The organism is Pseudomonas sp. PDM25 (assembly GCF_019219045.1).
Taxonomy (GTDB): domain Bacteria; phylum Pseudomonadota; class Gammaproteobacteria; order Pseudomonadales; family Pseudomonadaceae; genus Aquipseudomonas.
This window is the reverse complement of record NZ_JAHUWL010000002.1, coordinates 67,773-93,829: the sequence shown is the minus strand read 5'-3', so window position 1 is coordinate 93,829 and position 26,057 is coordinate 67,773. Positions and strand designations below refer to the sequence as shown.

Genomic DNA, 26,057 nt, shown 5'->3' with positions numbered 1-26,057 from the left:
GTTGTGATGAACCCTGTGGCGAGGGGATTTATCGGAATGCCGCACCACCCCGTTGGGTCGCGAAGCGGCCCCCTGCAATTCCGTCAGTCACACCGAATTGTCAGGTTTTGCGACTGCTTCGCAGCCGAACGGGGTGGTGCGGCATTCCGATAAATCCCCTCGCCACAAAGGCAGCCGACCAACGGAGTTTCATCATTCAGGAACTGCCATAAAGAAAGCCGAATCGCGGCCGCTACAGTGCAAAGTCTCAGATATTTATCGAATAAGGACGTCTCCATGTCGCTCAGACAACTTTCCATTCAATGGAAAATCACCCTGCTGGCCGGGCTGTGCCTGGCCGGCATCGTGACCCTGCTGGTGGGTCTTTCGCTGTATCGCATGGAGCACAGCTCCGAGATGGTGAAAGCCTCCAGCATGGAGATGCTCACCGAAGCGGCCCAGGCCCGGATCGAATCCCAAGGTGAAAACCAGGCGCTGGGGATTCGCCAGCAGTTCATGGATGCCTATCAATATGGCCATGGCTTTTCGCGTCAGGTGCTGTTCCTGCGCGAGCAGGCCGAGAAGCGCTTTCTCGATGCCTTTGACCTGCGTGAAGACCTGACCCGTCAAGTCAAGTCAGCCCTGCAAGCCAACCCGGAACTGCTCGGCCTCTCGCTGGTGTTCGAAGCCAATGCGCTGGACGGCAAGGACGATCTGTTCGCCGGCCAGGCCGAGCTGGGTAGCAACGACAAGGGCCGTTTCGCGCTCTATTGGTCGCAGCCGACACCCGGCAAGGTGACGTCGATGGCGCTACCGGAAAGCGACATGGCCGACACCAGCACCGGCCCGAGCGGCGAACCGGCCAACGCCTGGTTCACCTGCCCGCGCACGACCCTCAAACCCTGCGTGATCGAACCCTACTTCTACGTGATCGACGGCCAGAACGTGCTGATGACCAGCATCGTTTTCCCGCTGATGGTCAACGGCAAGGTCATCGCTTCGCTGTCAGTGGACATCAACCTCAACAGTCTGCAAGCCGTCAGCCAGGGTGCGAGCAAGAAGCTCTATGACGGCCAGACCAACGTCAGCATCATCAGCCCGGTCGGTTTGCTGGCCGGTTACAGCCCGGACGCCAGCAAGCTCAGCCAGCGCCTGGACACCGTGGACAAGACCAACGGTGCCGAGCTGATCCGCATGCTCGCCGCCAGCAGCAAGACCGAAAGCCTGCACAACAATCAACAGCTCAAAGTGCTGTCGCCATTCCAGCCGATTCCCGGTGGCAAGTCCTGGGGCGTGTTGCTCGAGGTGCCGGAGAAAGTCCTGGTCGGCCCCGCCGAAGCGTTGAAAAAGCAACTCGATGAAAGCAACACCGTCGGCACCCTGGTCGAACTCAGCCTCGGTGTGCTGGCCGCGTTGATTGGCCTGTTGCTGGTGTGGCTGATGGCCCGCAGCGTGACCAAACCGATTCTGGGTGTGGCGCACATGCTCGAAGACATTGCCAGCGGCGAAGGCGACCTGACCCGCCGTCTGGCCTACGACAAAAAGGACGAACTCGGCCAATTGGCTGGCTGGTTCAACCGCTTCCTCGACAAGTTGCAACCGATCATCGCCGAGGTCAAACGCTCGGTGCAGGACGCACGCAGCACGGCGGATCAGTCGTCCGCCATCGCCACCCAGACCAGCGCCGGCATGGAGCAGCAATACCGTCAGGTGGATCAAGTCGCTACCGCGTCACACGAAATGAGCGCCACCGCCCAGGACGTCGCTCGCAGTGCAGCGCAAGCAGCACAGGCCGCGCGGGATGCGGATCAGGCCACCCGTCGCGGTCTGAGCGTGATCGACCGCACCACCGCCAGCATCGACAACCTCGCCGCCGACATGAGCGCGGCGATGGTTCAAGTCGAAGGCCTGGCAGCCAACAGCGAGAAGATCGGTTCGGTGCTGGAAGTGATCCGGGCCATTGCCGAACAGACCAACCTGCTGGCGCTGAACGCCGCCATCGAGGCTGCTCGTGCCGGTGAAGCCGGGCGCGGTTTTGCCGTGGTGGCCGATGAGGTGCGCAACCTGGCACGCCGGACCCAGGAGTCTGTCGAAGAAACCCGCCTGGTGATCGAGCAGTTGCAGAGCGGCACTCAGGACGTGGTCGGTTCGATGAACAACAGCCATCGCCAGGCTCAGGGCAGTGTCGAACAAGTGGGTCAGGCGGTGACGGCGTTGCGTCAGATTGGTGAGGCGGTGACGGTGATCAGCGACATGAACTTGCAGATCGCCAGTGCCGCGGAAGAGCAAAGCGCCGTGGCCGAGGAGATCAACAACAACGTGGCGACGATTCGGGATGTGACGGAGTCGCTGTCGGGGCAGGCCAATGAATCGGCGCGGGTGAGTCAGTCACTCAATAGCCTGGCGAATCAGCAGCAGAGTTTGATGGATCAGTTTCGGGTCTGAGAACCACCCCTCACCCTAACCCTCTCCCCAGAGGGTAGAGGGGACTGACCGAGTTGGTTTTTAGATATTCTGCGACCGAGAAAATAGAGTCGAACTCGGCATTAGAAGCCAATGGAGATCAGCTCCCTTTCCCCCTCTCCCCACTGGGGTGAGGGGGTGGCTTTCAGCCTGAACGCTTAGGCAACTCAATCACCACTTTCAACCCGCCCCACTCACTCTCCTCCAGCCGCAACACCCCACCCCACGTATCGACGATGTCCCGCACAATCCCCAATCCCAACCCATGCCCATCCGTTTGTTCATCAAGCCGAGTACCCCGGCTGAACACCTGATCGCGCTGGTTTTCGGGAATCCCCGGTCCATCGTCTTGCACGCTTAACTCAAACCCTTCGGCCGTCTCGACCACGCTCAACCGAACCTCGGCATCCGCCCATTTGCAGGCGTTGTCCAGCAGGTTACCGAGCAGTTCGAGCAAATCCTCACGATCCCAAGGCAGTTGCAACCCCTTCGGCGCCACATAGCTGAGGTGAAGATGCTCGCCATGAATCATGTTCAACGTCGCCAGTAATCCAGGCAATTCAGCATCGCAATCAAACAACGCCCCCGGCAACGCATCGCCGGATAACCGTGCGCGATTGAGTTCGCGATTGAGTCGCTGCTGAACCTGTTCCAGTTGCGCCTGCATCACTTTGCGCAGCTCCGGATGCGCATCGAGCTTCTCGCTTGAGGCCAGGCTCAACAACACCGCCAGCGGGGTTTTCAAGGCGTGGCCGAGGTTGCCCAGCGCATTGCGCGAACGCTTGAGGCTGTCTTCGGTGTGCGCCAGCAAATGGTTGATCTGCGCCACCAGCGGTTCAAGCTCTACCGGCACCTGATCATCGAGTTGCGAGCGCTGGCCTTGCTGCAACTGGGCGATCTGCTCGCGGGCCTTTTCCAGCGGGCGCAAGGCCCGGCGCACGGTGATCCGTTGCAGCAGCAGAATCAGCAGCAGCCCCGTCAGCCCAAGGCCCAATCCGACCTGACGCATGCGCTGGAAACTCTCGCGCACCGGCGTGTAATCCTGGGCCACGCTGATGGAGATCGATTGGCCGAGCCGTCGATAGTCTGAACGCAGCACCAGCAATTGCTGGCCTTCCGGCCCCAATTGCAGGTTGCTGTGCAGGCCTGCATGGTCGAGGCGCGGCAGTTCCTGATCCCATAGCGAACGGGAGCGCCAATGGCTGTCGGCGAAATCGATGCGGAAGTAATGCCCGGAAAACGGTCGCTGATAGGCCGGCGACAGGTGTCGCTCATCCAGCTGCAAACCCTGCGGCCCACGCACCAGCGCCACCAGCAGGTTTTCACTGTCGTCGCGCAGCCCGGCTTCGAGGTAGCGCTGCAAACCCATTTCGAACAGCCACAGGCTGGTCTGCGCCAGCACCAGGCCGACGATCACCATCACGCTGATCAGTCCCAGGCTCAAGCGGCGCTGGATCGACCTCACTGGGCTTGCCCGCCGAACAGGTAACCCTGGCCGCGACGGGTTTCGATGACGCTGCGCCCGAGTTTGCGCCGCAGGTGGTTGACGTGGACTTCGAGTACGTTGGAATCGCGCTCGGTTTCACCGTCGTAGAGGTGTTCGGCGAGGTGGCTTTTGGACAGAATCTGCTCGGGGTGCAGCATGAAATAACGCAGCAGGCGGAATTCAGCGGCAGTGAGCTGGATGTCGGCGCCGTCGCGGGTCACGCATTGGCGGCCTTCGTCCAGGTGCAGCCCGGCAGCCTTGAGCGTCGGCTGGTTGGCATGGCCGTGGGAACGGCGCAACAGCGCCTGGACGCGCAAGTGCAGCTCTTCGGGGTGGAAAGGCTTGGTCAGGTAATCGTCGGCGCCGGCCTTGAGGCCTTCGATTCGTTCGGCCCAGGAATCACGGGCGGTGAGGATCAGCACGGGCGTCGACAGGCCAGCGGCCCGCCATTGCGTCAGCACGTCGAGCCCAGGCAAACCCGGCAGGCCGAGGTCGAGGATGATCAGGTCATAAGGCTCGCTGCTGCCCTGATACACCGCGTCGCGACCGTCGGCCAGCCAGTCCACGGCGTAACCCTGCCGGTTGAGGCCCGCCATCAGTTCGTCGGCCAGCGGCACATGGTCTTCCACCAGAAGCAAACGCATCGATCAATCTTCCTTGTCTTTCAGTAACTGGCCGGTGGTGGCGTCAAGGTCCAGTTCGCGGACCACACCTTCACGGGTCAGCAACTCGACTTCATAAACGTAGACGTCGTGTTTCTCTTCAAGCTCGGCTTCCAGCAATTTGGCCCCGGGGTAGCGGTCCAGCGCTTGCTGCACGAGCTGCTCCAGCGGCAGGATCACGCCATGTTGACGCAGGCGCAGGGCTTCGTCCTGATCCAGGTCGCGAGCCATGGCCACCGAGCAAAAAGCCAGAAGCGCCAGAGCCATTCGACCTCTCGTGCACCGCTGTGAAAAAGAAAACACCTTCATTACGTATCCTGATGATCCTTGAGAATCTGCCCGCTGACGGCGTCCAGTTCCAGGTCCCACTCAATGCCCTGAGGGTCGCGCATTTCCACCTGATAGATGTACTTGCCGTACTCTTCTTCCAGCTCGGTTTCGGTGATTTTGGCGCCGGGATGTTTGGCCAGAGCGGTGGCGTTGAGCTTCTCGAAAGACACAATGGTACCAGCGTCGCGCAGCCTCAGGGCTTCGTCGGGACCGAGGTCGCGAGCGTGGGCGATGCTGGCGGTCATGCCGATGATGGACGCGGTGAACAGGGCAGTCAGGGTTTTCATGGGGTGTCTCCGTATTTTTTTATGTGTTGCCGAGGGAGTGCACCTTAACGGGGCGAACTTAATTGAAACTGAATTGCCATCATTGAAGATGGCAACACGACATCACCGCCCTGCACAAAACCCTGTGGGAGCGGGCTTGCTCGCGAAAGCGGTGTTTCAGTTGGTATTAATGCTGCTGACTCACCGCTTTCGCGAGCAAGCCCGCTCCCACAGGGATTCATGCGTTTATAATCCCCCGCTTGCCTGCATTCGAGACCGGTATGACCGCTTTCCACATCAAGTTCCCCTCCCTGACCCTCAAGGCCGGCCCTCGTGCCTTGGCGCGCATCCGTGAAAACGGTTTGAGCGCCGCCGATGTCGGCACACTGCCGGGTGCCGCTGGGGGTCCCAAGGCGTTGGGGATTCAAGGTCTGGACCTGGCGTTGTTCGGCGAATGGCTGCCGACGGCACCGCGGGAGCGCTCGTTAATCGGTGCGTCGGTGGGTTCCTGGCGCTTCGCCAGCGCGTGTCTGCCGGATGCCGCCGAAGGTATCCGCCGCCTCGGTCACCTCTACACCGGGCAGAACTTCGCCAAGGGCGTGACCATGGCGCAGATCAGCCAGAGCTCCCGGCGCATGCTCGATGAGCTGCTCGACGGCCGCGATGCCTCGATTCTGGACAACGCTCATTACCGACTGAACATCATGGTGGTCAAAAGCCACGGCCTGCTGGCGGACGATCATCGCGGCCGACTGGGGCTGGGCCTGTCATCGGTGATCGCCGACAACCTGCGCGGCCGGCCGCGCCTGTCGCGGCATTTCGAGCGGCTGATCATTCACGATCCGCGCCTGGCCCCGCCGGTCAATGCACTCAACGATTTCCCCTCGCGCTTCGTTGCGCTGAATGCCGGCAACCTGCGCCAGGCCTTGCTCGCCTCAGGCTCGATCCCGATGGTGATGGAAGGCGTGCGTAATCTGCCGGGTGCCGGTGCCGGGACGTTTCGCGATGGCGGTCTGCTGGACTATCACCTCGACCTGCCCTACAGCGGCAACGACATCGTGCTCTATCCGCATTTCACCGACCGGGTGATTCCCGGCTGGTTCGACAAGACCCTGCCATGGCGCCGCGCGTGTCCTGCGCGCTTGCAGGATGTCCTGTTGCTGGCGCCGTCAAAGGATTACCTGGCGCGCCTGCCCTACGGCAAACTCCCGGACCGCAACGACTTCAAACGCTTCATGGGCGATGCCCCGAGCCGACAGAAATACTGGCGCACGACGATGGATGAAAGCCGTCGCATGGGCGATGAGTTCCTCGAACTGGCTGCCAGCGGTCGCCTCGGGGAGCGCTTGCTGACCCTTTAGTCAGTGTTTTCCCGCAACGCCAAACGCAAACTGTTAAACTCGCCGCCTGCCCACATCGCCGCGGCGATCGCCACCTGACAGAGCTGAAATCACTGTGGAAATCTTCAAAGAATTTACCTTCGAATCCGCCCACCGCCTGCCCCACGTACCGGAAGGCCACAAGTGCGGCCGCCTGCACGGTCACTCGTTCAAAGTGGCGATCCACCTGAGCGGCGACCTCGATCCGCACACGGGCTGGATCCGTGATTTCTCGGAAATCAAGGCGATCTTCAAGCCGCTCTATGAGCGCCTCGACCATAACTACCTGAACGACATTCCCGGCCTGGAAAACCCGACCAGTGAAGTGCTGGCCAAATTCATCTGGAAGGAATTGAAGCCGCTGCTGCCGGAACTCAGCGCGATCCGCATTCACGAGACGTGCACCAGCGGTTGCATCTATCACGGTGAATAAGCCGATCTAAACGCCGATAAAAATCACTGTGGGAGCGGGCTTGCTCGCGAAGGCGGTGTATCAGCAGGCATATGCATTGACTGGGACACCGCCTTCGCGAGCAAGTCGGATCGCCGCACCGCCGCTCCCACAGGGGGTAATGCGTTTCGTCAGTGAATATAAAAACAGCCTTCAATGGCTGTTTTTTTATGCCTATGCTTTTTGGCTCCCCCACGCCAAGAGGACACCCCCAATGACTGACTGGCCGCTGCCTCAGACCTATCGCTTCAACGGGCGCTCCGTTCGTTACGCCGTACGGGGCGACGGTCCGCCGTTGGTGTTCGTGCATGGCACGCCCTTCTCTTCTTACGTGTGGCACCGGATTGCACCGCACTTCATCACCACCCATCGGGTGCATTACTTTGACCTGCTGGGTTATGGGCTATCGGAGAAAATCGAGGGCGATGTGTCGCTGGGTGTACAGAACGACCTGCTGGCTCACTTGCTCGATCACTGGGGTCTGGCGCGACCAGACGTCGTCGCTCACGACTTCGGCGGCGCCACCGCTCTGCGTACTCATCTGCTGAATGGCAAGGACTACCGCAGCCTGACGCTGATCGATCCCGTGGCGCTGACGCCCTGGGGTTCGCCGTTTGTACAGCATGTGCGCCAGCATGAGGCGGCATTCAGGGGCCTGCCCGATTACATTCAGCGGGCGATTGTGCCGGCGTATATTCGCGGGGCGATCAAGCGCGAAATTCCTGATCATCAACTCGCACCTTACGTGCAGCCGTGGCTCGGCGATCCGGGGCAAGCGGCGTTCTATCGGCAGATCGCGCAGATGGACGAGCGTTATACCCGTGAGGCCGAAGGGCTGTACCCGACGATTCGGTGTCCGGTGCAGATTCTGTGGGGGGAAGACGATCAGTGGATTCCCATTGAACGTGGGCAGGCATTGCATCAGATGATTCCCGGGTCGCGGTTTCAGGCGATTGCGAATGCCGGGCATCTGGTCCAGGAAGATGCGCCGGAAGCGATCGTCGCGGCGCTCCTGCGGTTCCTCCCACAACAAAAATCCCCCTGAAAAAACCGAATAAAATGTGGGAGCGGGCTTGCTCGCGAAAGCGGTGTATCAGTCGACATCTGCTGTGACTGACACACCGCTTTCGCGAGCAAGCCCGCTCCCACATGGTTCTGTGTTCCTTCAGGTGCACCGCTTTTGTGCCCTCCCCGCGCCAAACCCGTCGGCTCGGCTATAAATAACTACGCCACCCCACGCTTGGCACGACCACTGCAACACGCCCCCGCGTCACTCATTCAGCAAGGAACGCCCCATGACGCAGAACGATCCCGGCAACGATTACCCCCTCAGCGAAGTCCCGATGCATGCCCGCAAAGGCCTGGCCTCAACGGCCATGGTGCTGCTGGGTTTCACCTTTTTTACCGCGACCATGTTTGCCGGCGGCAAGCTCGGTGTGGCGTTCAGTTTCGGCGAGATGATGGCGGTGATTATCGTCGGCAATCTGCTGCTGGGGATCTACGCTGCCGGCCTGGGTTACATCGCCTTCAAGAGCGGTCTGAACTCGGTGCTGATGGGACGCTTTTGCTTCGGTGAAGTGGGCAGCAAGCTCAGCGACCTGATCCTCGGCTTTACCCAGATCGGCTGGTACGCTTGGGGCACAGCCACTGCCGCCGTGGTGCTGGGCAAGTATTTCGAATTGAGCGAGGGCACCGTTCTCGGGCTGATGGTGCTGTTCGGTCTGGTGTTTTGCGCGACCGCGTATGTCGGTTATCGCGGCCTGGAGATTCTGTCGTACATCGCCGTACCGGCGATGATGTTGCTGCTGATGCTGTCGATGTGGGTGGCCACGGTGAAGGTCGGCGGCCTCGACGGTTTGCTCGCGGTAGTCCCGACGGGAACACTGGATTGGTCGACCGCAATCACCTTGGTGTTCGGCACCTTTGTCAGCGGCGCAACCCAGGCGACCAACTGGACGCGTTTCTCCCGTTCAGCACGCGTCGCGGTGCTGGCGAGCCTGATCGGCTTCTTCATCGGCAACGGCCTGATGGTGTTGATCGGGGCCTATGGCGCCATCGTCTACCAGCAACCGGACGTGGTCGAAGTGTTGCTGTTGCAAGGCTTCGCCATGGCGGCGATGGCGATGTTGCTGCTCAATATCTGGAGTACCCAGGACAACACCATCTACAACTTCGCCGTCGCCGGTTGCAACCTGCTGCGCACTGGCCGTCGCAAAACCGTGACCCTGGCAGGCGCGGTGATCGGCACGCTGCTGGCACTGCTGGGCATGTACGACATGCTGGTGCCCTACCTGATTCTGCTGGGCACTGTGATTCCGCCGATTGGCGGCGTGATCATGGCGGACTTCTTCTACCGCTATCGTGGTCAATATCCACGTCTGGCCGATGCCCGTTTGCCGGCGTTCAATTGGCCCGGTTTGGCCGCCTACGCAGTCGGCACCGTGACCGCGTTCAGTTCACCGTGGGTCGCGCCGCTGGTAGGAATTGCCGCTGCCGCGTTAACGTATGTGGTACTGACCGGCGTGCTGGGTGCCCGTACTGCCAACGCACCATTACAAGATCTATAAAAGGATTCGCCTGATGCACATCATCAATGCCCGCCTGCGCAACCAAGATGGCCTGCATGAGTTGCACCTGGAAAACGGCCTGATCAGCAACATCGCCCGACAGACCGAAGCCCCGACCCTGGGCCCCGATGATCTGGACGCCGGCGGCAACCTGGTGGTGCCACCCTTCGTCGAGCCACACATCCACCTCGACGCCACGCTCACCGCCGGTGAACCGCGCTGGAACATGAGCGGCACGCTGTTCGAAGGCATCGAGTGCTGGGGCGAGCGCAAGGTGACCATCACCGAAGAGGACACCAAAACCCGCGCCAAGAAAACCATCCAGACCCTCGCCGCCCACGGCATCCAGCACGTGCGTACCCACGTCGACGTCACCGACCCGCAGCTCACCGCGCTCAAGGCGATGCTCGAAGTGCGTGAGGAAAGCCGTCATCTGATCGACATGCAGATCGTTGCGTTCCCACAGGAAGGCATCGAGTCGTACCGCAACGGTCGCGAGTTGATGGAAGAAGCGATCCGCATGGGCGCCGATGTGGTCGGCGGTATTCCGCATTTCGAGTACACCCGCGATCAAGGCGTGAGTTCAGTCAAATTCCTGATGGACCTGGCCGAGCGCACCGGTTGCCTGGTGGATGTGCATTGCGATGAAACCGACGACCCACACTCGCGCTTTCTTGAGGTGCTGGCTGAAGAAGCCCGCAGCCGCGACATGGGCTCACGGGTCACCGCCAGCCACACCACGGCGATGGGCTCTTACGACAACGCTTACTGCGCCAAACTGTTTCGCCTGCTCGGGCATTCGGGGATCAGTTTTGTCTCCTGCCCCACCGAAAGCATTCACCTGCAAGGGCGCTTCGACAACTTCCCGAAACGCCGTGGCGTGACCCGAGTGAATGAGTTGCTGGAAGCGGGGATGAACGTGTGTTTTGGTCAGGACTCGATCGTCGATCCGTGGTATCCGCTGGGCAACGGCAATATCTTGCGAGTGCTCGAAGCCGGCCTGCACATCTGCCACATGCTCGGTTACCGCAACCTGCAAAGCGCGCTGGACCTGGTCACCGACAACAGCGCCAAGGCCATGAACCTGGGTGATCGTTATGGACTGGAACGCGGGCGGCCAGCGAATTTGCTGATTCTGTCGGCGGACAGCGATTACGAGGTGATCCGCAGCCAAGGCCTGCCGCTGTATTCGGTGCGCGATGGCAAGGTGTTGATGAAGCGGCAGATGCCGGTGGTCGAGTTCTTCGGTGATCAGAGCTGAGATTTGCGTTGGCTGGGCTGACGCCTTCGCGAGCAAGCCCGCTCCCACATTGGATCTTCTGTGGACACAAGTAGTGTGCAACACACAGATCAACTGTGGGAGCGGGCTTGCTCGCGAAGGCGATCTAACAATCAACTCATCAACCGCGCCGTACCAAACAACCTGACCCGACTCAACTCACCCTGCTCCTCCTCCAGAAGAATCGGTGCAGTACCCCCAGGCATGACCACCTTCACCTCCCCGGCACTGACCCAACCCACCCGCCACGCCGCGCAAGCCACCGCACTGGCGCTGGTGCCCGACGACGCCGTCGGTCCTTCTCCGCGCTCGAATACCCGCGCGACGACTCGCCCTTCAGGCTCAAGCATCGCCCATTGCAGATTCACCCCAGCAGCACACAGCGCCCCCGCCCCGGTCGGTGTGGCGTAAGCGATACGCGTCAGCCCTTCGGACAACCCCGGCTCGCGCATCTGCTCATTGCTCGGCAATGCATCGGCGTTGTCTAAAAGCGTCACACAATGCGGATTGCCGATACGCACGAACTGGCTTCGAGACCAGGCACGATCGAGCGCCGACAACAGCTGCACATGGCTGACATCGCGACCGTTGAACAGCACACTTTCAACCCCTTTTGCCCCCACCGCGTCAGGCCCGAACGAGGGTCTGCCCAGATCCAGCCAAAACCCTTTCACACCCTCGACCTCGGCCGGTTTCACCGACGTGCCCACCGGTGAAACCGCATCAGCCTTGTCGTGATGAACCCTGAGCAAACAAACCTCGTCCCCCGGCAGCAGCCCTTGTTCACTCAGAGCTTGAGAGAAAATCGTCAATCCATTGCCACTGCGCTCGGCAAGAGTGCCGTCGGTGTTGACGATCAGCAGGTCAAACGGTGGCGAGTCTTGAAACGGCCCGATCAGCAAACCATCGCAACGATGATCCTTGCTGCCTGGCGGTTGTGTACCGGGTGCCCAGCCGCAGAAGGCCTCGATAGCCGAAACCGTCCATGCCGCACGAATTTGCGCAGCGCGACTGGCCTGCTCGGGCAGATCGATACCGCCCCGGCGCACGGCGTCAGGCGCCACAACCGCATAGATATTGCCTCGAGCATCGTAGAACGGCGTCATGGATCGGTCCTGAAGTCAGCCAGAAAATGCCTGTACTTTAGGCGTCAATGTCCGGCGATGAAATACCGCCCGGGCGTAAACGCGCAAGGCGTTCCGCAAGCATTTCCGTTATAGACCGATCACCTCTTATTGCAAACAAATCTGCTGAACCTGTCACTTATGACAGCAGACAATCTTTCTGACCGGGCCCAAAGTGAAATTCTTTATACATGCTCGGAACACCCCATGAGCAGCAAACACCCAGACGCTCCCATACCCACGCTGTACCGCGAGGGCCGAAAAACCTTTATCGACCTGGTGCCAGACGGAGGCGCCCGACTGGACGCACTCTTTCGAACGGTTCCGGCCCTGGGTGAGCTGGCGGTCGGCGTTGTTTACGGTTACTTGCATGGCCGTCCGGACTTGGACCCACGTCTGCGCGAAGCGGTATCGTTCGCCGCAATTGTCGCGGCCGGCATGGTGGGGCCACCCTTGAGTGTGCATTTCAAGACGGGGTTGGCTTCGGGGCTCGCACCGGGAGAGATGACAGGGATATTGCTGCAAGCTTCAGCATTCGCCGGTTTCCCGAGAGCCGTGTCCGCGGCCGACCAGCTCAACCGACTGTTTGATGAAGCAGGAATGGTTTCGCCGCCCCCGCCTGCACCGCGCGAGGTGGCGCTGGCGTTTTGCGAGCAAGTTCGCAAGGGCCATTCGCCCATTCCCCTGAGTGCCGCGATCAAACGCCTGTTGCGCCAATCACACCCTCTTTCGGTGCAGGCGACAGCGGCCAAAACCGTGATTATTGAGTGTTTCGACGGTGAGCATTCCCTTCCAGCGGCGCTTTTGCATGTTCAGGTGGAAGGGACTCAGGTCGTCGAGGTGAGGCGTTTTGTTGCTCGTTGACGTCTCGTTACTACGGGAAAAATGCATCGACGTTTTTTTTACCGTCAATTTTCCCCTTCATCGATCGCTGCCCGGATCGCACGATGGAAATGTTGAAGCGCCGGCTCATTTCTGCCGAATGTCAGGTATTGCTGAGCGTGGGATGCGTAGCCTTTTTGTAAATATTTTGCCAATTGAAAGTCTTCGCCATCGACTGTGTCCATAAGAAGGATCATGTTTTTATCCCAATGGGTTTTCTCTTTTGCCGACGTTGGTGCCGCAGGAACGTGCAAAGACACTTCGATCAAGCATTGATCGACACAGCGAGGGCCTGCCGCAAACACCCGCCACACCTCCAGATGATCGCCCTGCCAGACCAGAAGTGTGTTGGGGAACAGCACGTACATAATTGCCGAATGCCGGAGCAAGTCCCATTGCTCTTCGGGCTGATCGAACAGTTCGACGATAGAGCGACGCGGCATGATCAACCGCAGATGCTGCCCACAGCCTTCGAAATGGCTGATGCCCGGTAAAAAGATCGGTAGCACCGTTTGCCGATGCAGAGTTGAAAAATGCCAGTTCTCCAGAAACGTATCGACAACGACCTTCCAATTAAAGCGCCTGCGTAAACGCCTCGTTTGGTAGTGCGAGTAATGCTGAAAACCAAAACACTGGACCTCATGGGTCAACAGGCCAAGTGTTTGAGCTTCATCGATCTGCCCTCCCGGCGTCGGATGCACCCAGATCAGCCCATGCTGTTCCAGAACACTCAGGCGCGTCAGATTACGCTCGGTGCAACTTAATCCCTCAAAGCTGCCAGGCGGATTCAGTCGCTGCAACTGACCATCCAGACCATAGGCCCAACCGTGATAGGGACAGATCATCGCACCCGCGATGTTCCCCGATCCGTTCAACAGCCTCGCCCCGCGATGTCGGCAAACATTGATAAACGCATTCAATGATCCGTTGTTGTCGCGCACAACCAGAACAGGCACACCGCTTAAATCGTCAGTCAGAAAGTCACCGGGGTAAGCCAATTGACCACCAAGGCCTATCATCAATGGTCGCGAGCCAAACACGTGCTGTTGTTCCCGACGCTGCTGATCGAGGCTCGTATAGGACTCGACAGGATTCAAAAAAATGTCATTGGCCATGCTTGTCTGGCGCTGTTCAATCATCGCCAGCAACGTCCTTGATAGTGAAACCTGAGTGGGATGGTCCATATCGCCTCCAAACTGTCCTGGCAGCAACGTCGTCGATGCATCGAACGCCAACCTTCGTTTTACTCGCAAAAAAAACACGCCGTAACTGTCAGAAGTATCAGGTAGCTCGGGCAGACCAACCGGACAATGTCGGCACTTGCGCTCGCGGCAGAGGGTCACGCTGTGCAACGATGGCGCCCTGCCTGACTGCCAATCCCGCGGACTGAATATCGAACCCTCGCAGGTCGATCACTGTCCCTTGGGTACGCGACGTTTTTTGCCAAGGATTGATATGACCAACCTCAACACTCAAACCGCATTTGTTCCCGGACGCCTGGAACAGATGTCCACGCGCATCGCCTTTTTCATTGCCGGTTTCGGCATCGCCGCGTGGGCGCCGTTGGTGCCTTATGCCAAGGCTCGGGCCGGGCTGGATGAAGGGACGCTCGGTTTGCTGCTGTTGTGCCTGGGGGTGGGGTCGATTCTGGCGATGCCGATGGCGGGGCTTTTGGCCACGCGTTTCGGCTGTCGCCGGGTGGTGAGCGCCGGGGTGTTGCTGATCTGCGCGGCCCTGCCGCTGTTGGCGACGGTGACGTCGATTCCGGCGTTGATTGCTGCGTTGTTCATGTTCGGCGCGGGGCTGGGCACGGTGGATTCGACGGTGAACCTGCAAGCGGTGATCGTCGAACGGGCCAGCGGCAAGACCATGATGTCGGGCTTCCATGGGCTGTTCAGCCTCGGCGGGATTGTCGGTGCGGCGGGCGTCAGCGCCCTGCTCGGCTTCGGGGTTTCACCGCTGGGGGCGACGCTGGTGGTGATCGTGATGCTGCTGATCGCCCTGGCCAAGGCCGCGCCGCACCTCTTGCCTTACGGCAGCGAAAGTTCGGGGCCGGCGTTTGCCGTTCCCCATGGCATCGTGCTGTTCATCGGCGGGATGTGTTTCATCGTGTTCCTCGCCGAAGGCGCGGCGCTCGACTGGAGCGCGGTGTTCCTGGCGCAGGAACGCGGGATCGACACCGCGTATGCGGGACTGGGTTACGCGGCGTTTGCGTTGACCATGACCGTCGGGCGTTTGACCGGTGATTCGATCGTGCGTCGTCTCGGCGCCACGCGGGTGATTGTGCTCGGTGGGTTGACGGCCGCAACGGGCCTGTTTGTGGCGACCTTCGCCCCGAGCTGGGAAGCGGCGCTGGTGGGTTATGCATTGTTGGGGGCGGGTTGTTCGAACATTGTGCCGGTGCTGTACACCGCAGTGGGCAAACAGACGGTGATGCCCGAAAGCGTCGCCGTGCCAGCCATTACCACGTTGGGCTACGCCGGCATTCTCGCGGGGCCTGCGTTGATCGGGTTTATCGCCCATGGCAGCAGTTTGAGTTTTGCCTTCGGGTTGATGGCGGTGTTGCTGGTAGCGGTGGCCATTGGCGGAAAGGTGTTGAAGGTCTAAAAGCATCGCGGGCAAGCCTTGCTCCCACAGGGGATCTTCTGTGAACACAAAATTTGTGTACGGCATGGATCAAATGTGGGAGCGGGCTTGCTCGCGAAAGCGGTGTGTCAGGCGACGTCTTTATCAACTGGACGGCCGCCTTCGCGAGCAAGCCCGCTCCCACAGTGGATCTTCAATGAACACAAAACTTGTGTTCGGCATGGATCAAGTGTGGGCAGCCGGGTCTATCAGAACCCGACGCTGGCCTGCACAAAGAACGTGCGCGGTGCGCCAACGTACATCCCCGAGTTGTTGTCGCTGGAACGCGTGAAGTACTGCTTGTCGAAAATGTTCTTCACCCCGGCACCGACTTTCAAATTCGACAGCTGCGCGCCGAAGTCATAACCGCCGCGCACGTTCCAGGTGACGTAACCCGGGATGTCGCCGTACTGGCCGTCCGCGGTGCCTTCGGTGATGTAGTTGTTGGTGAAACTGCCATCAGCGTTCACAGCCACGCCCGGCGAACGCTGCTTGGACTGGGCAAAGGCATCGAGGTTGTAGGTCCAGCGATTGATGTCGTAACGCAGGCCGGCAGTCGCCACCTGACGCGAGTAGAACGGCAGGTCACGGCCCTTGAAGCCCGGGATCTCGCCTTCATAAACAGCACGCGTGTAGGTGAAACCAGCGTTGGCGGTCAGGCCGTCGAGCCGTGGGTCCAGTGCCGCCATGTCGTAGTGCACCGAGGCTTCGAGGCCCTGGTGCGTGGTCGCGCCGAGGTTGGTCCAGCCCGCATCGTTGCTGATGTATTGCAGCTCTTTATCGAAGTCGATGTAGAACAGCGTCACTTCCCCGCCCCACACATCATTGTTGTAGCGCGTGCCGACCTCGTAGGTCTTGGCCTTTTCCGGTTCCAGGCCATTGGCGGTGTTGTCACCCGCGCCACCCTGGCCCAGCTGGAAATACTGCAGGCTGCCGAACGAGGTTTCGTAGTTGGCGAACAGCTTCCACTCTTCCGAGACGTGATACATCACGCTCAGGGCCGGCAGTGGCTCGTTGCTTTCGATGCTGCGGTTCTTTTCCAGCACCGGTTTGCCGGCGGTGTCGAGCACCGGGCGGTCGTGCCAGTCGGTGCTGATGTGTTCAAAGCGGATGCCGGGGGTGATGGTCCAGTTGCCGACGTCGATTTTGTTATCGACGTACACCGAGTTGGCTTCAGTGCCACCGGTGCGGTCCTGATACACATGACCGTCCGAGCTCTTGGTCACGACCGGCTCGTTGTTGACCAGCGCCAGGCGGCTCGCCTCTTCGTGCATGCCTTCCTTGAGGTAGCGATAACCGACACTGACTTCCTGGGTGGTCGGGCCGACGTCAAACACACGGGAGACCCGCGGTTCAATCCCGAAGGTGTAGTAAGTACGCGGGAACGAGCCGAGGGTTTTCTGATCGCGAGCGGCGATGTTGCTGCCACGGAAGCTGTCGGAATAGTAGGTCAGCACTTCGGCCTGGGTGCGGTCGTCGATCTGTCGTGCCCACTTGAACGAGACGTCCTTGCGGCGGCCACTGAAGTTGTCGTTGTTGCGGTCGGACTGGAACGGATCGGCGTCGTACTGCGCCTGGGTCAGGCCGCCGGGCATGTCGGCGCTGGCGTCGTAGTAGTGAAAGTTGAGGCTGAAATCGTCCACATCGGTGGGTGCCCAGTGGGTCTTGAGGATCACGTCGTCGATGTCGTTGCCGTTGTTGCGTTCACGGTGACCGTTGCCGTTCACGCCCGAGTACAGCAGCGCCATGCCGATGCCGTTGTCCGCGGTGCCGCCGAGAAACGCCGTGTCGATGTGCTTCCAGCCACCGTGCCGGGAGGTTTCCAGGGTCGAGCCGATTTCACCGGTGGCTTTTTCCGGAATCGCGCGAGTGACGAAGTTGATCACGCCACCGACGTTCTGCGGCCCGTAACGTACGGAGCCGGCGCCGCGAACCACGTCGATGCTGTCAAGGTTGCCGGAGGAAATCGGCGCCATGGACAATTGCGGTTGGCCGTACGGGGCGAACGCTGCCGGCACGCCGTCAATCAGCACGGTGGAGCGTGGCGACAGGCGTGAAGTCAGGCCGCGCACGCCGACGTTCAAGGAAATGTCGCTGCCGCCGGTGCCGTTGGCGTCCTGCACTTGCACACCGGGCACGCGCTTCAGCACGTCGCCGACGTTCATCGCGCCCTGCTCGACCATTGCTTCACGGCGAATCACCGTACGGGCGCCGGGGTGGTTCTGCACCACGGCGGCATCGGCGTCGCCGAGCCAATTGCCGACCACCTTGATGTCGGTCACGCCCAGTTCCAAAGGGCCGTTGGCAGCCGAAATCGGAGCCGGCATCAACGTGACCGAACCTTCGTCGATCTGGTATTGCAGACCGCTGCCTTGCAGCAGTTGGCGCAGCGCGTCTTCCGGCGAAAGGTTGCCGTCCACCGCCGGAGCCTGTTTGCCGGCGACCAGCTCAGGGCTGAAGAACACCTGCAGCGAGGTTTGCTGGCCCAGTTCACTCAGGGCCTGACCCAGGGGTTGCGCCGGAATGTGAATCGCGTCGGCGGCAAAAGCCTGGGGCAACGCCGCGGCGACAGCCAGGGCGAGAGCGAGGCGCAACCAAGGTGATTTGTTGTTTTTAGTGGTGGATTTTTTCACGTCGAACGTAGTCCTGTGGATCGCAAGAGTGTGCGCTTGTTAATGCAAACCAGTTGCAGTTGGACAGGAAGACGATCAACTCGAAAAAAACCTGAATTTATTTTGAAATTATTTCCTGACTGCCGTCATCGAGGGTGCGTACGGCCACCGGCAGAATGCTCGGCAAGGCCTTGAGCAGTGCGTCGGTGTTGTCGGATTTGAACACGCTGGTCAGGCGCAGATTGCCCACTTTGTCGTTGTCGACGGTGAGCGGTTTCTCGCGATAGCGCGAGACTTCCTCGGCGACGTCGCTGAGTCTGGCGTTGGTGAACACCAGTTTGCCGCTGCGCCAGGCGGTCAGCTCGACAGGATTGACCGCGTAGGCAGCGGCCACTTTGCCCTGGGCATCGATGTGCGTGCCGAGGCCGGCCGTGAGGCTGATGAAATCGCTGTCCGCCGCTGTGCGACCCTGAACCTTGACGGTGCCCTGCTCCACCACGACCCGGGTTTGGGCGGTGTCGCGGCGCACATCAAAACGGGTGCCGGTAACCGTGACCTTGCCGCTGCCCGCCTCGACCACGAAGGGCCGGCGGGTGTCGTGCTCGACGCTGAACATCGCTTCGCCCTGCGTCAGCTCGATGCTGCGGCGGTCGTTTTCATAGCGCACCTGAACGCGACTGCGGCTGTTCAGGTCGATCACCGAACCGTCCGGCAACGCCACATGACGTCGCTCGCCCAGGGCAGTGGAAAATTCGGCGGTGTAGATCGCCGGGTGATTCAAACCGCTGAACAACCCCAAGCCGAGCGCGACGGCCAACACACTGGCGGCCACTGCATAACGCACTACCGGACGGCGCTTGTTGCGCGCCGGCGGGGTTTCACACAAGGCTTGCAGACGCGCCGCCGGCAGCAAATCCGCCGCCGACCACAAGCCCTGGAGCAACTGGAACTCGTCGCGATGCTGAGGGTGTTCGTCCAGCCAGGCTTCGAAATGCCGGGCCTCTTCGACATTGATCGCAGGTTCCTGCAAACGCACAAACCATCGCGCCGCCCCGTCGCGAACCATTGTTTGCCCGCACGCACAATCACGAGTATCCATCATGGAAGTTCCTGTTTGGCTGGGGATAAGAAGGCACCGCCGATCATGGCTGCAATCCGTCAAGGCGGTCGCGCAGATGCCGCAGCGTGCGGATCATATACTTTTCCACCATGTTCTTGGACAGACCCAGGCGTTCGGCGATTTCGGCCTGGGTCAGGCCTTCGATCTTCTGCCAGACAAACACCTTGCGGCAGTTGACCGGCAACTCGGTGAGCGCCCGTTCGATGGAGTCAGCCAACTGGATCGCCTGCATGAAATGCTCCGGGTCGCCGGACGACGACACCCTGTGATCAATCGCCTCCGACTCCATGGCGCCCCGACGATCCTCCCGCCGATAACCATCCACCGCGATGTTGCGCGCGGTCTGGTGCAAATACGCCCGAGGTTGTGCAACCGTCGCCGAATCGGACTCAAGCACCCTCACGAAGGTGTCATGGGCCAGGTCCTCGGCCTGCTGACGATTTCTCAGGCGACGGGTCCAGGTCCCGACCAACTCTTCGTAATGCTCGAAAAAGCCGTGTCTGCGGGGCAGCTTGGGGGTCATTGCGGTGTGCTGTGAAGACGGGGCGTGAATAGTAATGCTTCCTATTAACAGGAAGCAATGGGATTAACGGACCGTAGTAGCTGTCGTCCTTCAGAAGAAATGACGAATCCTGCAAATAGATGATTCACCGGGTCTGGCGTTGAGGGCTCCGGGGCCACAAAGGGGGTCTCATGAGGCCATGACCGGTCTCGAACGATACGGTCGAAGGCCCGCGATAACCATCGCGGGCCGTGTTACCGGGTTAACGTGAAGCTACATCCAGTTGGCCGCCAGCACAGGCTGCAATACCTGTTGTTCGGCAGCACCGAAGGTCATGTTTGCAGGTGCCGCCGGCGCGAACGACGCCATGGCCTGGACCAGGTGCTCGACATCACTGCCCAACAACCGATGGCGATCTCCAGTCATGATGTCGCGTGGACGTTCTGGGGTATCGGCATACCAGTTATGCAGCGTGACCTCCTGCTTGCTGCCAATGACCGAGATCTGCAGGTCCCGCCCTTCGTGCTGGAACCACAGACGATCAGGGCTGATGTCCTTACCGAACACCAACTGCCCCATCCCCCCGCTGAACTCAAGGTCGTTGACCCCGTGCCCGACTTCCACCGTCGGCATGTTGCCGCTCACCAGGACCTTGTTATTGCCATCCCCCAGTTTCACCGCCGTGAAGTACCCGGTGTTGGTAATGGTGTTGTTGCCATGGCCGACCGTGAGTTTGCTGACGTCCCCTGCAATCACGTTGTTGCCATTACCCAGCGTGATCTCGGCCCGACCGCCCGTCACATTCACCTTATTGTCACCGTTGCCGGCAACCACCTTGGCACTGGACGCCTCCACATTGATGGTCTTGCTCTCGTCCCCCACGGTGACATTGGCGAAGAACCCTTTGACCGTCATGACGTTGGGGTCGGTGGCGACCGGCAGAGGGTCCGCTGTCGAAGGTGTTGAACCGCCACGGATTCTGTCCCGGATCGACGCAAACGTGGTGTCCGCCGTTTGCCCGGCGCCCCAGATGTCATCGATCTTCAGGCGCGGATCTTGCAAACTCACGAGGTCTGGAACGGTGACTGGTCGACGCGCCGGGATATCAAGGTCGCGATGAGCGATATCGATCGTCGGGATATCCGGAATGACAATCGGCCGTGGTCTCGGAATATCAACCGGCTCACGCCCGCCCACATCCCGCCCGACCGGACCGATGTCCGGCAGCTTCGACGGCACCAGCGAACCGACACCGCGCTCGGCGAGAATCTGCTCGATGGTTTTGCGTTCCGGGACGGGGACCGTGGTCGCTCCGCGATTCGCATCACGTTCGGCAAGGATCTGCTCGATGGTTTTATGCTCCGGCACTGTCGGGTTCAGGTTGACACCGCGCTCTGCCAGGATCTGCTCAATCGTCTTGGTTTCCGGAAGCTTGAAATCCGGAATCGTGACCGAAGGTCGCAGCACCGGATCAATGGTCGGGACGCTGATGGTCGGGTGCAGGTCAATGGGAGGCAGCGGCGCGACTACCGAAGGTTTGTCGACGCCAGGGCGCTCGACAATCGGCGTCAGCGTTCCTGGTACGGTGACCGTCGGCTGCTCGATCACCGGTGGCACTGGTCCGACCGTTGGCACCACAGCCGGTGCAGGGTCGGCAAAGAGGAAATCCGTCGCACTGATCTGCGCCACATCCAGCGCATCCAGATACAGCAGGTTGGTATTCGAATCGCTGCCCTGGGCACCGATGCGCGTCACATACACCCCGTGAATCTGCGTCAGGCCATTGAAGGTCGCGCGGTTCTTGTGCTCGATGATCAACTGACTGAAATCGGTGACGCCGGTCTGGCGCAAGTCGATCTTGTCGATGCCGTGACGGAACCCGCGCAAGGCGTTGTTGTAATCCTTGACGCCAGACTGGGCCGCCACCACGAACACATCCGAAGTCGCGCTGTCATGGCTGTAGATCGTACCGTTGAGCGAAGCCAACGGTTTGCCCTGGGCATCGCTGCTGTACATCACGCCTTTGCTGCCACCGTTAAGCACCACGGTGCCCAGCCCCTCTTGCGGCTTGACCGCCGAAGCGTCGCTGTTGACGTAAGCCGTCGGCGCGACAAAGGTGTCCTGGAACTTGAAGTTCGCTGCACTGAGGCCGGCAAGCGCCTGGTTCTTCAGGATGAGGCTCTGGCCCTTGCCCAGGTCCACCTTGACGTCCGCGCCCTGCTGCGTCAGCACCAGATCCGCGAACGTCTTCCCTGCAAAGCCCACCAGATCGACGATTTCACCGCGAGCGGCCTCGAAGTTGCCGAGGGTATCGCTGCCCGCCTCACGGCGATGGACCACAAAGATGTCCTTGCCCGCACCGCCCGTCAGCGTGTTGTTGCCACGCCCGCCGTCGAGCAAGGCATCGGAATTGCCGGCCACCAGTGTGTCGTTGCCATCGCCAGTGACGATGTTCTGAATGCCCGACGGATTTTTCACTGTCAACGCCGCGCCGCCGATGCTGGCGACACCGGTCAGCAGGTTGACCGAGCTATCCCCCGAAACAGCCGCCGCATTGAGAGTATTGCGCCCGCCCGCCAGACCATTGACCGCGTCATCCAGCACCGCGCGATCAGCCTGCCCGACCACCGACTTGAGGTATTCATCGGTGTAGAAATAGGTGTCGTCCGCCGTGGTTTTGCTGCCGTACAAACGCAGCGACCAGGCGTTGAGCGTCACCGGCAGACCGGATGCCGAATCGGTTACTTGCAGCGTCCAGTTACCCGCCGAACGCTCACCGAAGTCATGGGTCGACATGAAGGTGTACTTGAACGACCCGGACTGCGTGCTGCCGACGTCGGAGGCACTGGCGCCCGACATGCCATCCGGGGCTTTGCCCTGACGATTGAGCAACACGCTTTGGGTTCCATCGGGGGAGATCAGCTTGAGCGTCAGATCGCCCAGACGCCCGACCTGGGCATCAAAGTCGATTTCGACGTGCTCGACATTCAAACCGGCCTGCATCGCGATGGACGATGTCAGCGTCGCGCCCGCGGCCAACGGCTTGCCGAGCGCACCGCTGGAGGCACTGTAGACGAACTCGTTGGCGCTGGTGCTCTGGGTCATCCAGGCTTCGGACAAGCGCACGGCGGCCCGTGCATCGACTTCACCAAAACCGTAGTCGTTGCTGGTGTGCATGCCGCCACCGTTCCAGCCGTGGGCAGCGTTATCGCGCCATTGGGTGGACGAGTCGTTGATCTTGCGCGCCGACAACGCCAGGATCTGCTGCACATCGCGATAACCCAGATTCGGGTTGGCTTCGAGCATCAACGCAACAATGCCGGAGACAATCGGCGCGGCAAAACTGGTGCCTTGCATGCTGGAGTAATCGTTGCCGAACGTGGAGCCGCGTTCGGTTTCCAGCATGTGGCTGGTGGACACGACATTGCTGCCCGGTGCCGACACCAGAAGGCTCGCACCCGGGTTGGAAAATGGCGAGGAGCCAATCTGCAAGGTCGACAGATCGCCCTGTGCGTTGATCGCACCCACTTCTACCGAGAAGCGATTGTTGTTGGTCAGCGAACCCTGGGCATTGCCACCGGTAGCACGGCTGTTGCCGCCCGCTGCAACGATGATCGTACCCAGGCCGCCACGACCGTTACTCGCCGCGTACTGCGCATTCATGCTCAGCGCAGTGGCGGTGGTGAAGTGGCCGTCCTGATAACTGCTGAGGGCGAAGTCATTGCTGAAGCCCCAGCTGTTGTTGGCAATGTCGAAGCTGACCATGTGCCCCAGTCCCGCCAGGTCATCGCCCTTGCCGGCCAGGTAGTAACCACCGAGTTTCGCGTCGTAGGCCACGCCCACGCCGCCGATGCCATTCTTCGCGCCGACCATCACGCCCGCCACCATCGTCGCGTGGTTGGATACCAGCCCCGGCAAGGTGCCGTTGGTCTTTTGCGTTTGCAGCCAGGCCTGATCGATATTCGGTGCCAGGTCAGGGTGCGCGACATCAAAGATTTCCGGCGCGGTGGCGAACTGGCCACCCGGCTCGAATTGACCGATGCGCACGCCTTTGCCGGTGTAGTCCTTCCAGACCGGCAGCACACGGGTGTCGCTCAAGTACCATTGCTGAGCCGCCAAAGGATCAAGCGGCACCTCTGGCGTCAGCAGGGTCACACCGGCACGCATCGGCGCCGTCTGGCCGCTGCCGAGGTCCACCACCGACGCCGAAAGATTACCCGCCGCATCGGCCACACCGTACTTGAAGCTGATCAGACCGGTGTAACGCGCGTCCGGGGTGAACAACACATCGCCCTGGGCGGTGAGGCTGACCGTGCCGCCGACCGCGTCACCGACGTTGGCAATATGCAGCGCGCCCTGACTGTTAAGGCGCTGATCGTTGGCCAACAGGCTTTCAGCACTGATCAGATGCGCCTGCGTGCGATCGAACGCCTTGCCGGCCTTGTCGAGCGTGAGCACATCCGCCACTGGCATCGCGTTGGGAGTCAGCAGGTCAACGGCGGAAATGTCCGAGAAGTTGAGCTTCTGGATGTTGCTCAGCGTCACCGTGCCGTCACGCCCGGCGACCTTGTCGGCCACTTCATAACCGGTCGCGGTGCGGGTGATACGGTAGTCGCCATGGGTACCGTGCAGCGTGACCAGGTTGATCCCGCCATCACCGTCGATGGTCGCGTTGCCGTGGCCGACTTCGATGATGTCGTTACCGGCACCGCCGTAGATTTTATCGGCGCCGCCACCGGCATGGATGATGCTGCCGCCTTCGGAGGCATAAATGGTGTCGCCCTGGGGCCCGGCATAAATCACCGCTTTGCCGCTGCCGCCGATGATGGTGTTGTGGCCGGTGCCGCCGACCAGCACGTCGTTGCCCGAGCCACCCACCAACGTCGAGTTGCCCGAACCGCCCTTGATGAAGGCACTGCCGGTACCACCGCTCATGATCGTGTCGTTGCCGCCACCGCCTTGGGCGATGGTCAGGCCAGCGCGGGCCATGTTCAGCACGACGCCTTTGTCACCGACGATAATCGCCGTGTCGTGACCGCCATTGCCATGGATGTTGGTCGGGTTGTCCGAGGCGCTGATGACAAACACATCATCGCCCACGCCGCCGTTGTAGGTGTTGCTGCCCACCCCGCCCACCAGCCAACCACCGGCCGGCGCCGCGATCAAGGTATCGTCGCCGCTGCCGCCATACAGGTTGTTCACGCCCAGTTGTGCCGCATCCAGGGTTTCACCGGTGGCGCTCTGGCTGGCATAAGCGCTGGTGGTGCGGCTGTTGCTGCCGCTGGTGGTCGAGGTCACCCGCGTACCGGTGCCTTGGCTGGTCACGACATTGCTGACCGGATCCCCCAGAAAATCCACCGCCAACGCTTCCTGGCTCTTGCCATTCATCGTGAACGAACCGGTGGCGAGCACCTTGTTACCGTCGCGCATCTCAGCTTGAGGAGATGCCACCGCACGGACGTTGATCTGGGTGATTCCCAGTTCGGCCAGCGTCTTGAGTTCACCGCCATCGACTTTGGCGTCATGCGTGCCGTCAACCCAGACGCGCAACTTGCTCCAGATCGGATCGCGCTGATCGATCACGCCATCCTTGTTCGCGTCTTCACTGGCCAACGCCGCGAAACCGTCCTTGAACTTTGCCTCGCCCGCCGCGCCGTTGACGCCGACCTTGCCGCCGTAATACTCGGAGAACATCTGGCTGACGTCTTTGACCTGGCCACTGCCATCGTCAATCACCAGCATGCCCGTGGTGCGATCCGCCCAGCCGCTGCGTTTGAGCGTGCCACTGTGGTCGGTATCAAACAGCACACCGTCGCGAATGTCGGTCATGTGCACGCCATTGCCGGTCAGGTCCAGCAACAGCGGGTCGACGTACGTGTTGAAGGTCGACATTGCCGACAAACCGTTCAGGGTGACCGCACTGCGCAGGCTGAAATCCGGCTTTGTTGCGCTCGGGGTCGGGTAGAACTGCGACAGGTAAGTGTTGGGGCGAGCGTTGGGGTCCAGCTGCATCTCACCAGGGCGGACACCGCCAGAGGCAAGACTGGCCATCTGGGTGGAGGTGAAATCGGTTTTATTGAGCATGCCGCCGACAGCGAAGACGCTGTGCGTCGCCGAGTTTTGAACGAAGCCGTTGGCGACGTCTTGCTGGACTTTGCTTTCACCCTGGATGTGTTGTTGGGGTTGGGGGGATGGGTTGATGTCGATGTTGATCAAGTTTGTAGATGCCGGGTTCAAGGGCACACTGACAGGCGCATCCGCCGAACCGTCAAAAAGACGGTAAAGAACATCTGGAAGTAACTTACCCATTTCGCGAGCGAGCTTCCACTT

Annotated in this window: 18 protein-coding genes and 1 pseudogene; 9 read left to right on the top strand and 10 right to left on the bottom strand. The window is 60.7% G+C overall.

Annotated elements, in window-relative coordinates; genetic code table 11:
- Window positions 1-276: 276 nt before the first annotated feature.
- Both KW848_RS32380 and KW848_RS32375 read left to right on the top strand, forming a co-directional pair.
- Window positions 277-1,566: pseudogene (locus tag KW848_RS32380) on the top strand (HAMP domain-containing protein); the annotation flags it as partial.
- 102 nt (window positions 1,567-1,668) lie between these two features.
- A complete protein-coding gene (locus tag KW848_RS32375; RefSeq protein WP_375154705.1) occupies window positions 1,669-2,424 on the top strand; it encodes a methyl-accepting chemotaxis protein in 756 nt (251 codons plus the stop codon).
- Window positions 2,425-2,587: 163 nt separating this feature from the next.
- On the opposite strand, the gene KW848_RS02870 is transcribed toward KW848_RS32375, so the two are convergent.
- From KW848_RS02870 to KW848_RS02855, 4 genes are read right to left on the bottom strand one after another with little or no spacing between them, the layout of a single operon-like run.
- Entirely contained in the window at window positions 2,588-3,907 is a 1,320-nt protein-coding gene (locus tag KW848_RS02870) for a sensor histidine kinase (RefSeq protein WP_218535566.1), read from the bottom strand.
- Complete coding sequence (locus KW848_RS02865; protein ID WP_008152159.1) at window positions 3,904-4,572, bottom strand: response regulator transcription factor; 669 nt, start codon at window positions 4,570-4,572, stop codon at window positions 3,904-3,906. The genes KW848_RS02870 and KW848_RS02865 overlap by 4 nt, the downstream gene beginning before the upstream one ends.
- A 3-nt stretch (window positions 4,573-4,575) precedes the next feature.
- The gene (locus tag KW848_RS02860) at window positions 4,576-4,899 is read right to left on the bottom strand and encodes a PepSY domain-containing protein (RefSeq protein ID WP_218535564.1); all 324 of its coding nucleotides are present in this window, start codon (window positions 4,897-4,899) and stop codon (window positions 4,576-4,578) included.
- Complete coding sequence (locus KW848_RS02855) at window positions 4,899-5,207, bottom strand: PepSY domain-containing protein (protein WP_008152162.1); 309 nt, start codon at window positions 5,205-5,207, stop codon at window positions 4,899-4,901. The genes KW848_RS02860 and KW848_RS02855 overlap by 1 nt, the downstream gene beginning before the upstream one ends.
- Window positions 5,208-5,467: 260 nt before the next feature.
- On the opposite strand from KW848_RS02855, the gene KW848_RS02850 reads away from it, so the two are divergent.
- The 5 genes from KW848_RS02850 to codA all read left to right on the top strand — a co-directional run bounded on the left by KW848_RS02850 (window position 5,468) and on the right by codA (window position 10,844).
- A complete protein-coding gene (locus KW848_RS02850; RefSeq protein WP_218535562.1) occupies window positions 5,468-6,547 on the top strand; it encodes a patatin-like phospholipase family protein in 1,080 nt (359 codons plus the stop codon).
- A 94-nt stretch (window positions 6,548-6,641) separates the two neighbouring features.
- Entirely contained in the window at window positions 6,642-6,998 is a 357-nt protein-coding gene (gene queD / locus KW848_RS02845) for a 6-carboxytetrahydropterin synthase QueD (protein ID WP_008152165.1), read from the top strand.
- A 232-nt stretch (window positions 6,999-7,230) separates the two neighbouring features.
- Entirely contained in the window at window positions 7,231-8,061 is an 831-nt protein-coding gene (locus KW848_RS02840; RefSeq protein ID WP_111452447.1) for an alpha/beta fold hydrolase, read from the top strand.
- 250 nt (window positions 8,062-8,311) lie between these two features.
- On the top strand, window positions 8,312-9,583 hold the full coding sequence (codB, locus tag KW848_RS02835; protein WP_218535561.1) for a cytosine permease: 1,272 nt from the start codon (window positions 8,312-8,314) through the stop codon (window positions 9,581-9,583).
- 13 nt (window positions 9,584-9,596) lie between these two features.
- Window positions 9,597-10,844 (top strand): cytosine deaminase, encoded by a 1,248-nt coding sequence (gene codA / locus KW848_RS02830; RefSeq protein ID WP_123368400.1) that lies wholly within the window; start codon window positions 9,597-9,599, stop codon window positions 10,842-10,844.
- A 131-nt stretch (window positions 10,845-10,975) separates the two neighbouring features.
- On the opposite strand, the gene KW848_RS02825 is transcribed toward codA, so the two are convergent.
- Window positions 10,976-11,968, bottom strand: coding sequence for a diaminopimelate epimerase (locus KW848_RS02825; RefSeq protein WP_218535559.1), 993 nt, complete (start codon window positions 11,966-11,968; stop codon window positions 10,976-10,978).
- A gap of 225 nt (window positions 11,969-12,193) precedes the next feature.
- On the opposite strand from KW848_RS02825, the gene KW848_RS02820 reads away from it, so the two are divergent.
- Window positions 12,194-12,850, top strand: a complete 657-nt coding sequence (locus KW848_RS02820; RefSeq protein ID WP_218535557.1) for a carboxymuconolactone decarboxylase family protein — start codon at window positions 12,194-12,196, stop codon at window positions 12,848-12,850.
- Between the two features lie 44 nt (window positions 12,851-12,894).
- On the opposite strand, the gene KW848_RS02815 is transcribed toward KW848_RS02820, so the two are convergent.
- Entirely contained in the window at window positions 12,895-14,052 is a 1,158-nt protein-coding gene (locus KW848_RS02815; protein WP_218535546.1) for an SRPBCC family protein, read from the bottom strand.
- A gap of 271 nt (window positions 14,053-14,323) precedes the next feature.
- Between KW848_RS02815 and KW848_RS02810 the strand changes: the two genes are divergently transcribed.
- Entirely contained in the window at window positions 14,324-15,475 is a 1,152-nt protein-coding gene (locus KW848_RS02810) for an MFS transporter (protein ID WP_218535535.1), read from the top strand.
- Between the two features lie 227 nt (window positions 15,476-15,702).
- Here KW848_RS02810 and KW848_RS02805 read toward each other — a convergent pair whose 3' ends face one another.
- From KW848_RS02805 to KW848_RS02790, 4 genes are all read right to left on the bottom strand, one after another.
- Window positions 15,703-18,126, bottom strand: a complete 2,424-nt coding sequence (locus KW848_RS02805; RefSeq protein WP_218535534.1) for a TonB-dependent receptor — start codon at window positions 18,124-18,126, stop codon at window positions 15,703-15,705.
- 97 nt (window positions 18,127-18,223) lie between these two features.
- Window positions 18,224-19,207, bottom strand: a complete 984-nt coding sequence (locus KW848_RS02800; protein ID WP_218535533.1) for a FecR family protein — start codon at window positions 19,205-19,207, stop codon at window positions 18,224-18,226.
- 40 nt (window positions 19,208-19,247) lie between these two features.
- Window positions 19,248-19,748 carry a sigma-70 family RNA polymerase sigma factor gene (locus KW848_RS02795; RefSeq protein ID WP_218535530.1) on the bottom strand — a complete coding sequence of 167 codons (501 nt, stop codon included), beginning with the start codon at window positions 19,746-19,748 and terminating at the stop codon, window positions 19,248-19,250.
- Window positions 19,749-20,000: 252 nt separating this feature from the next.
- Window positions 20,001-26,036, bottom strand: coding sequence for a S8 family serine peptidase (locus KW848_RS02790; RefSeq protein ID WP_256365014.1), 6,036 nt, complete (start codon window positions 26,034-26,036; stop codon window positions 20,001-20,003).
- Window positions 26,037-26,057: the final 21 nt, after the last annotated feature.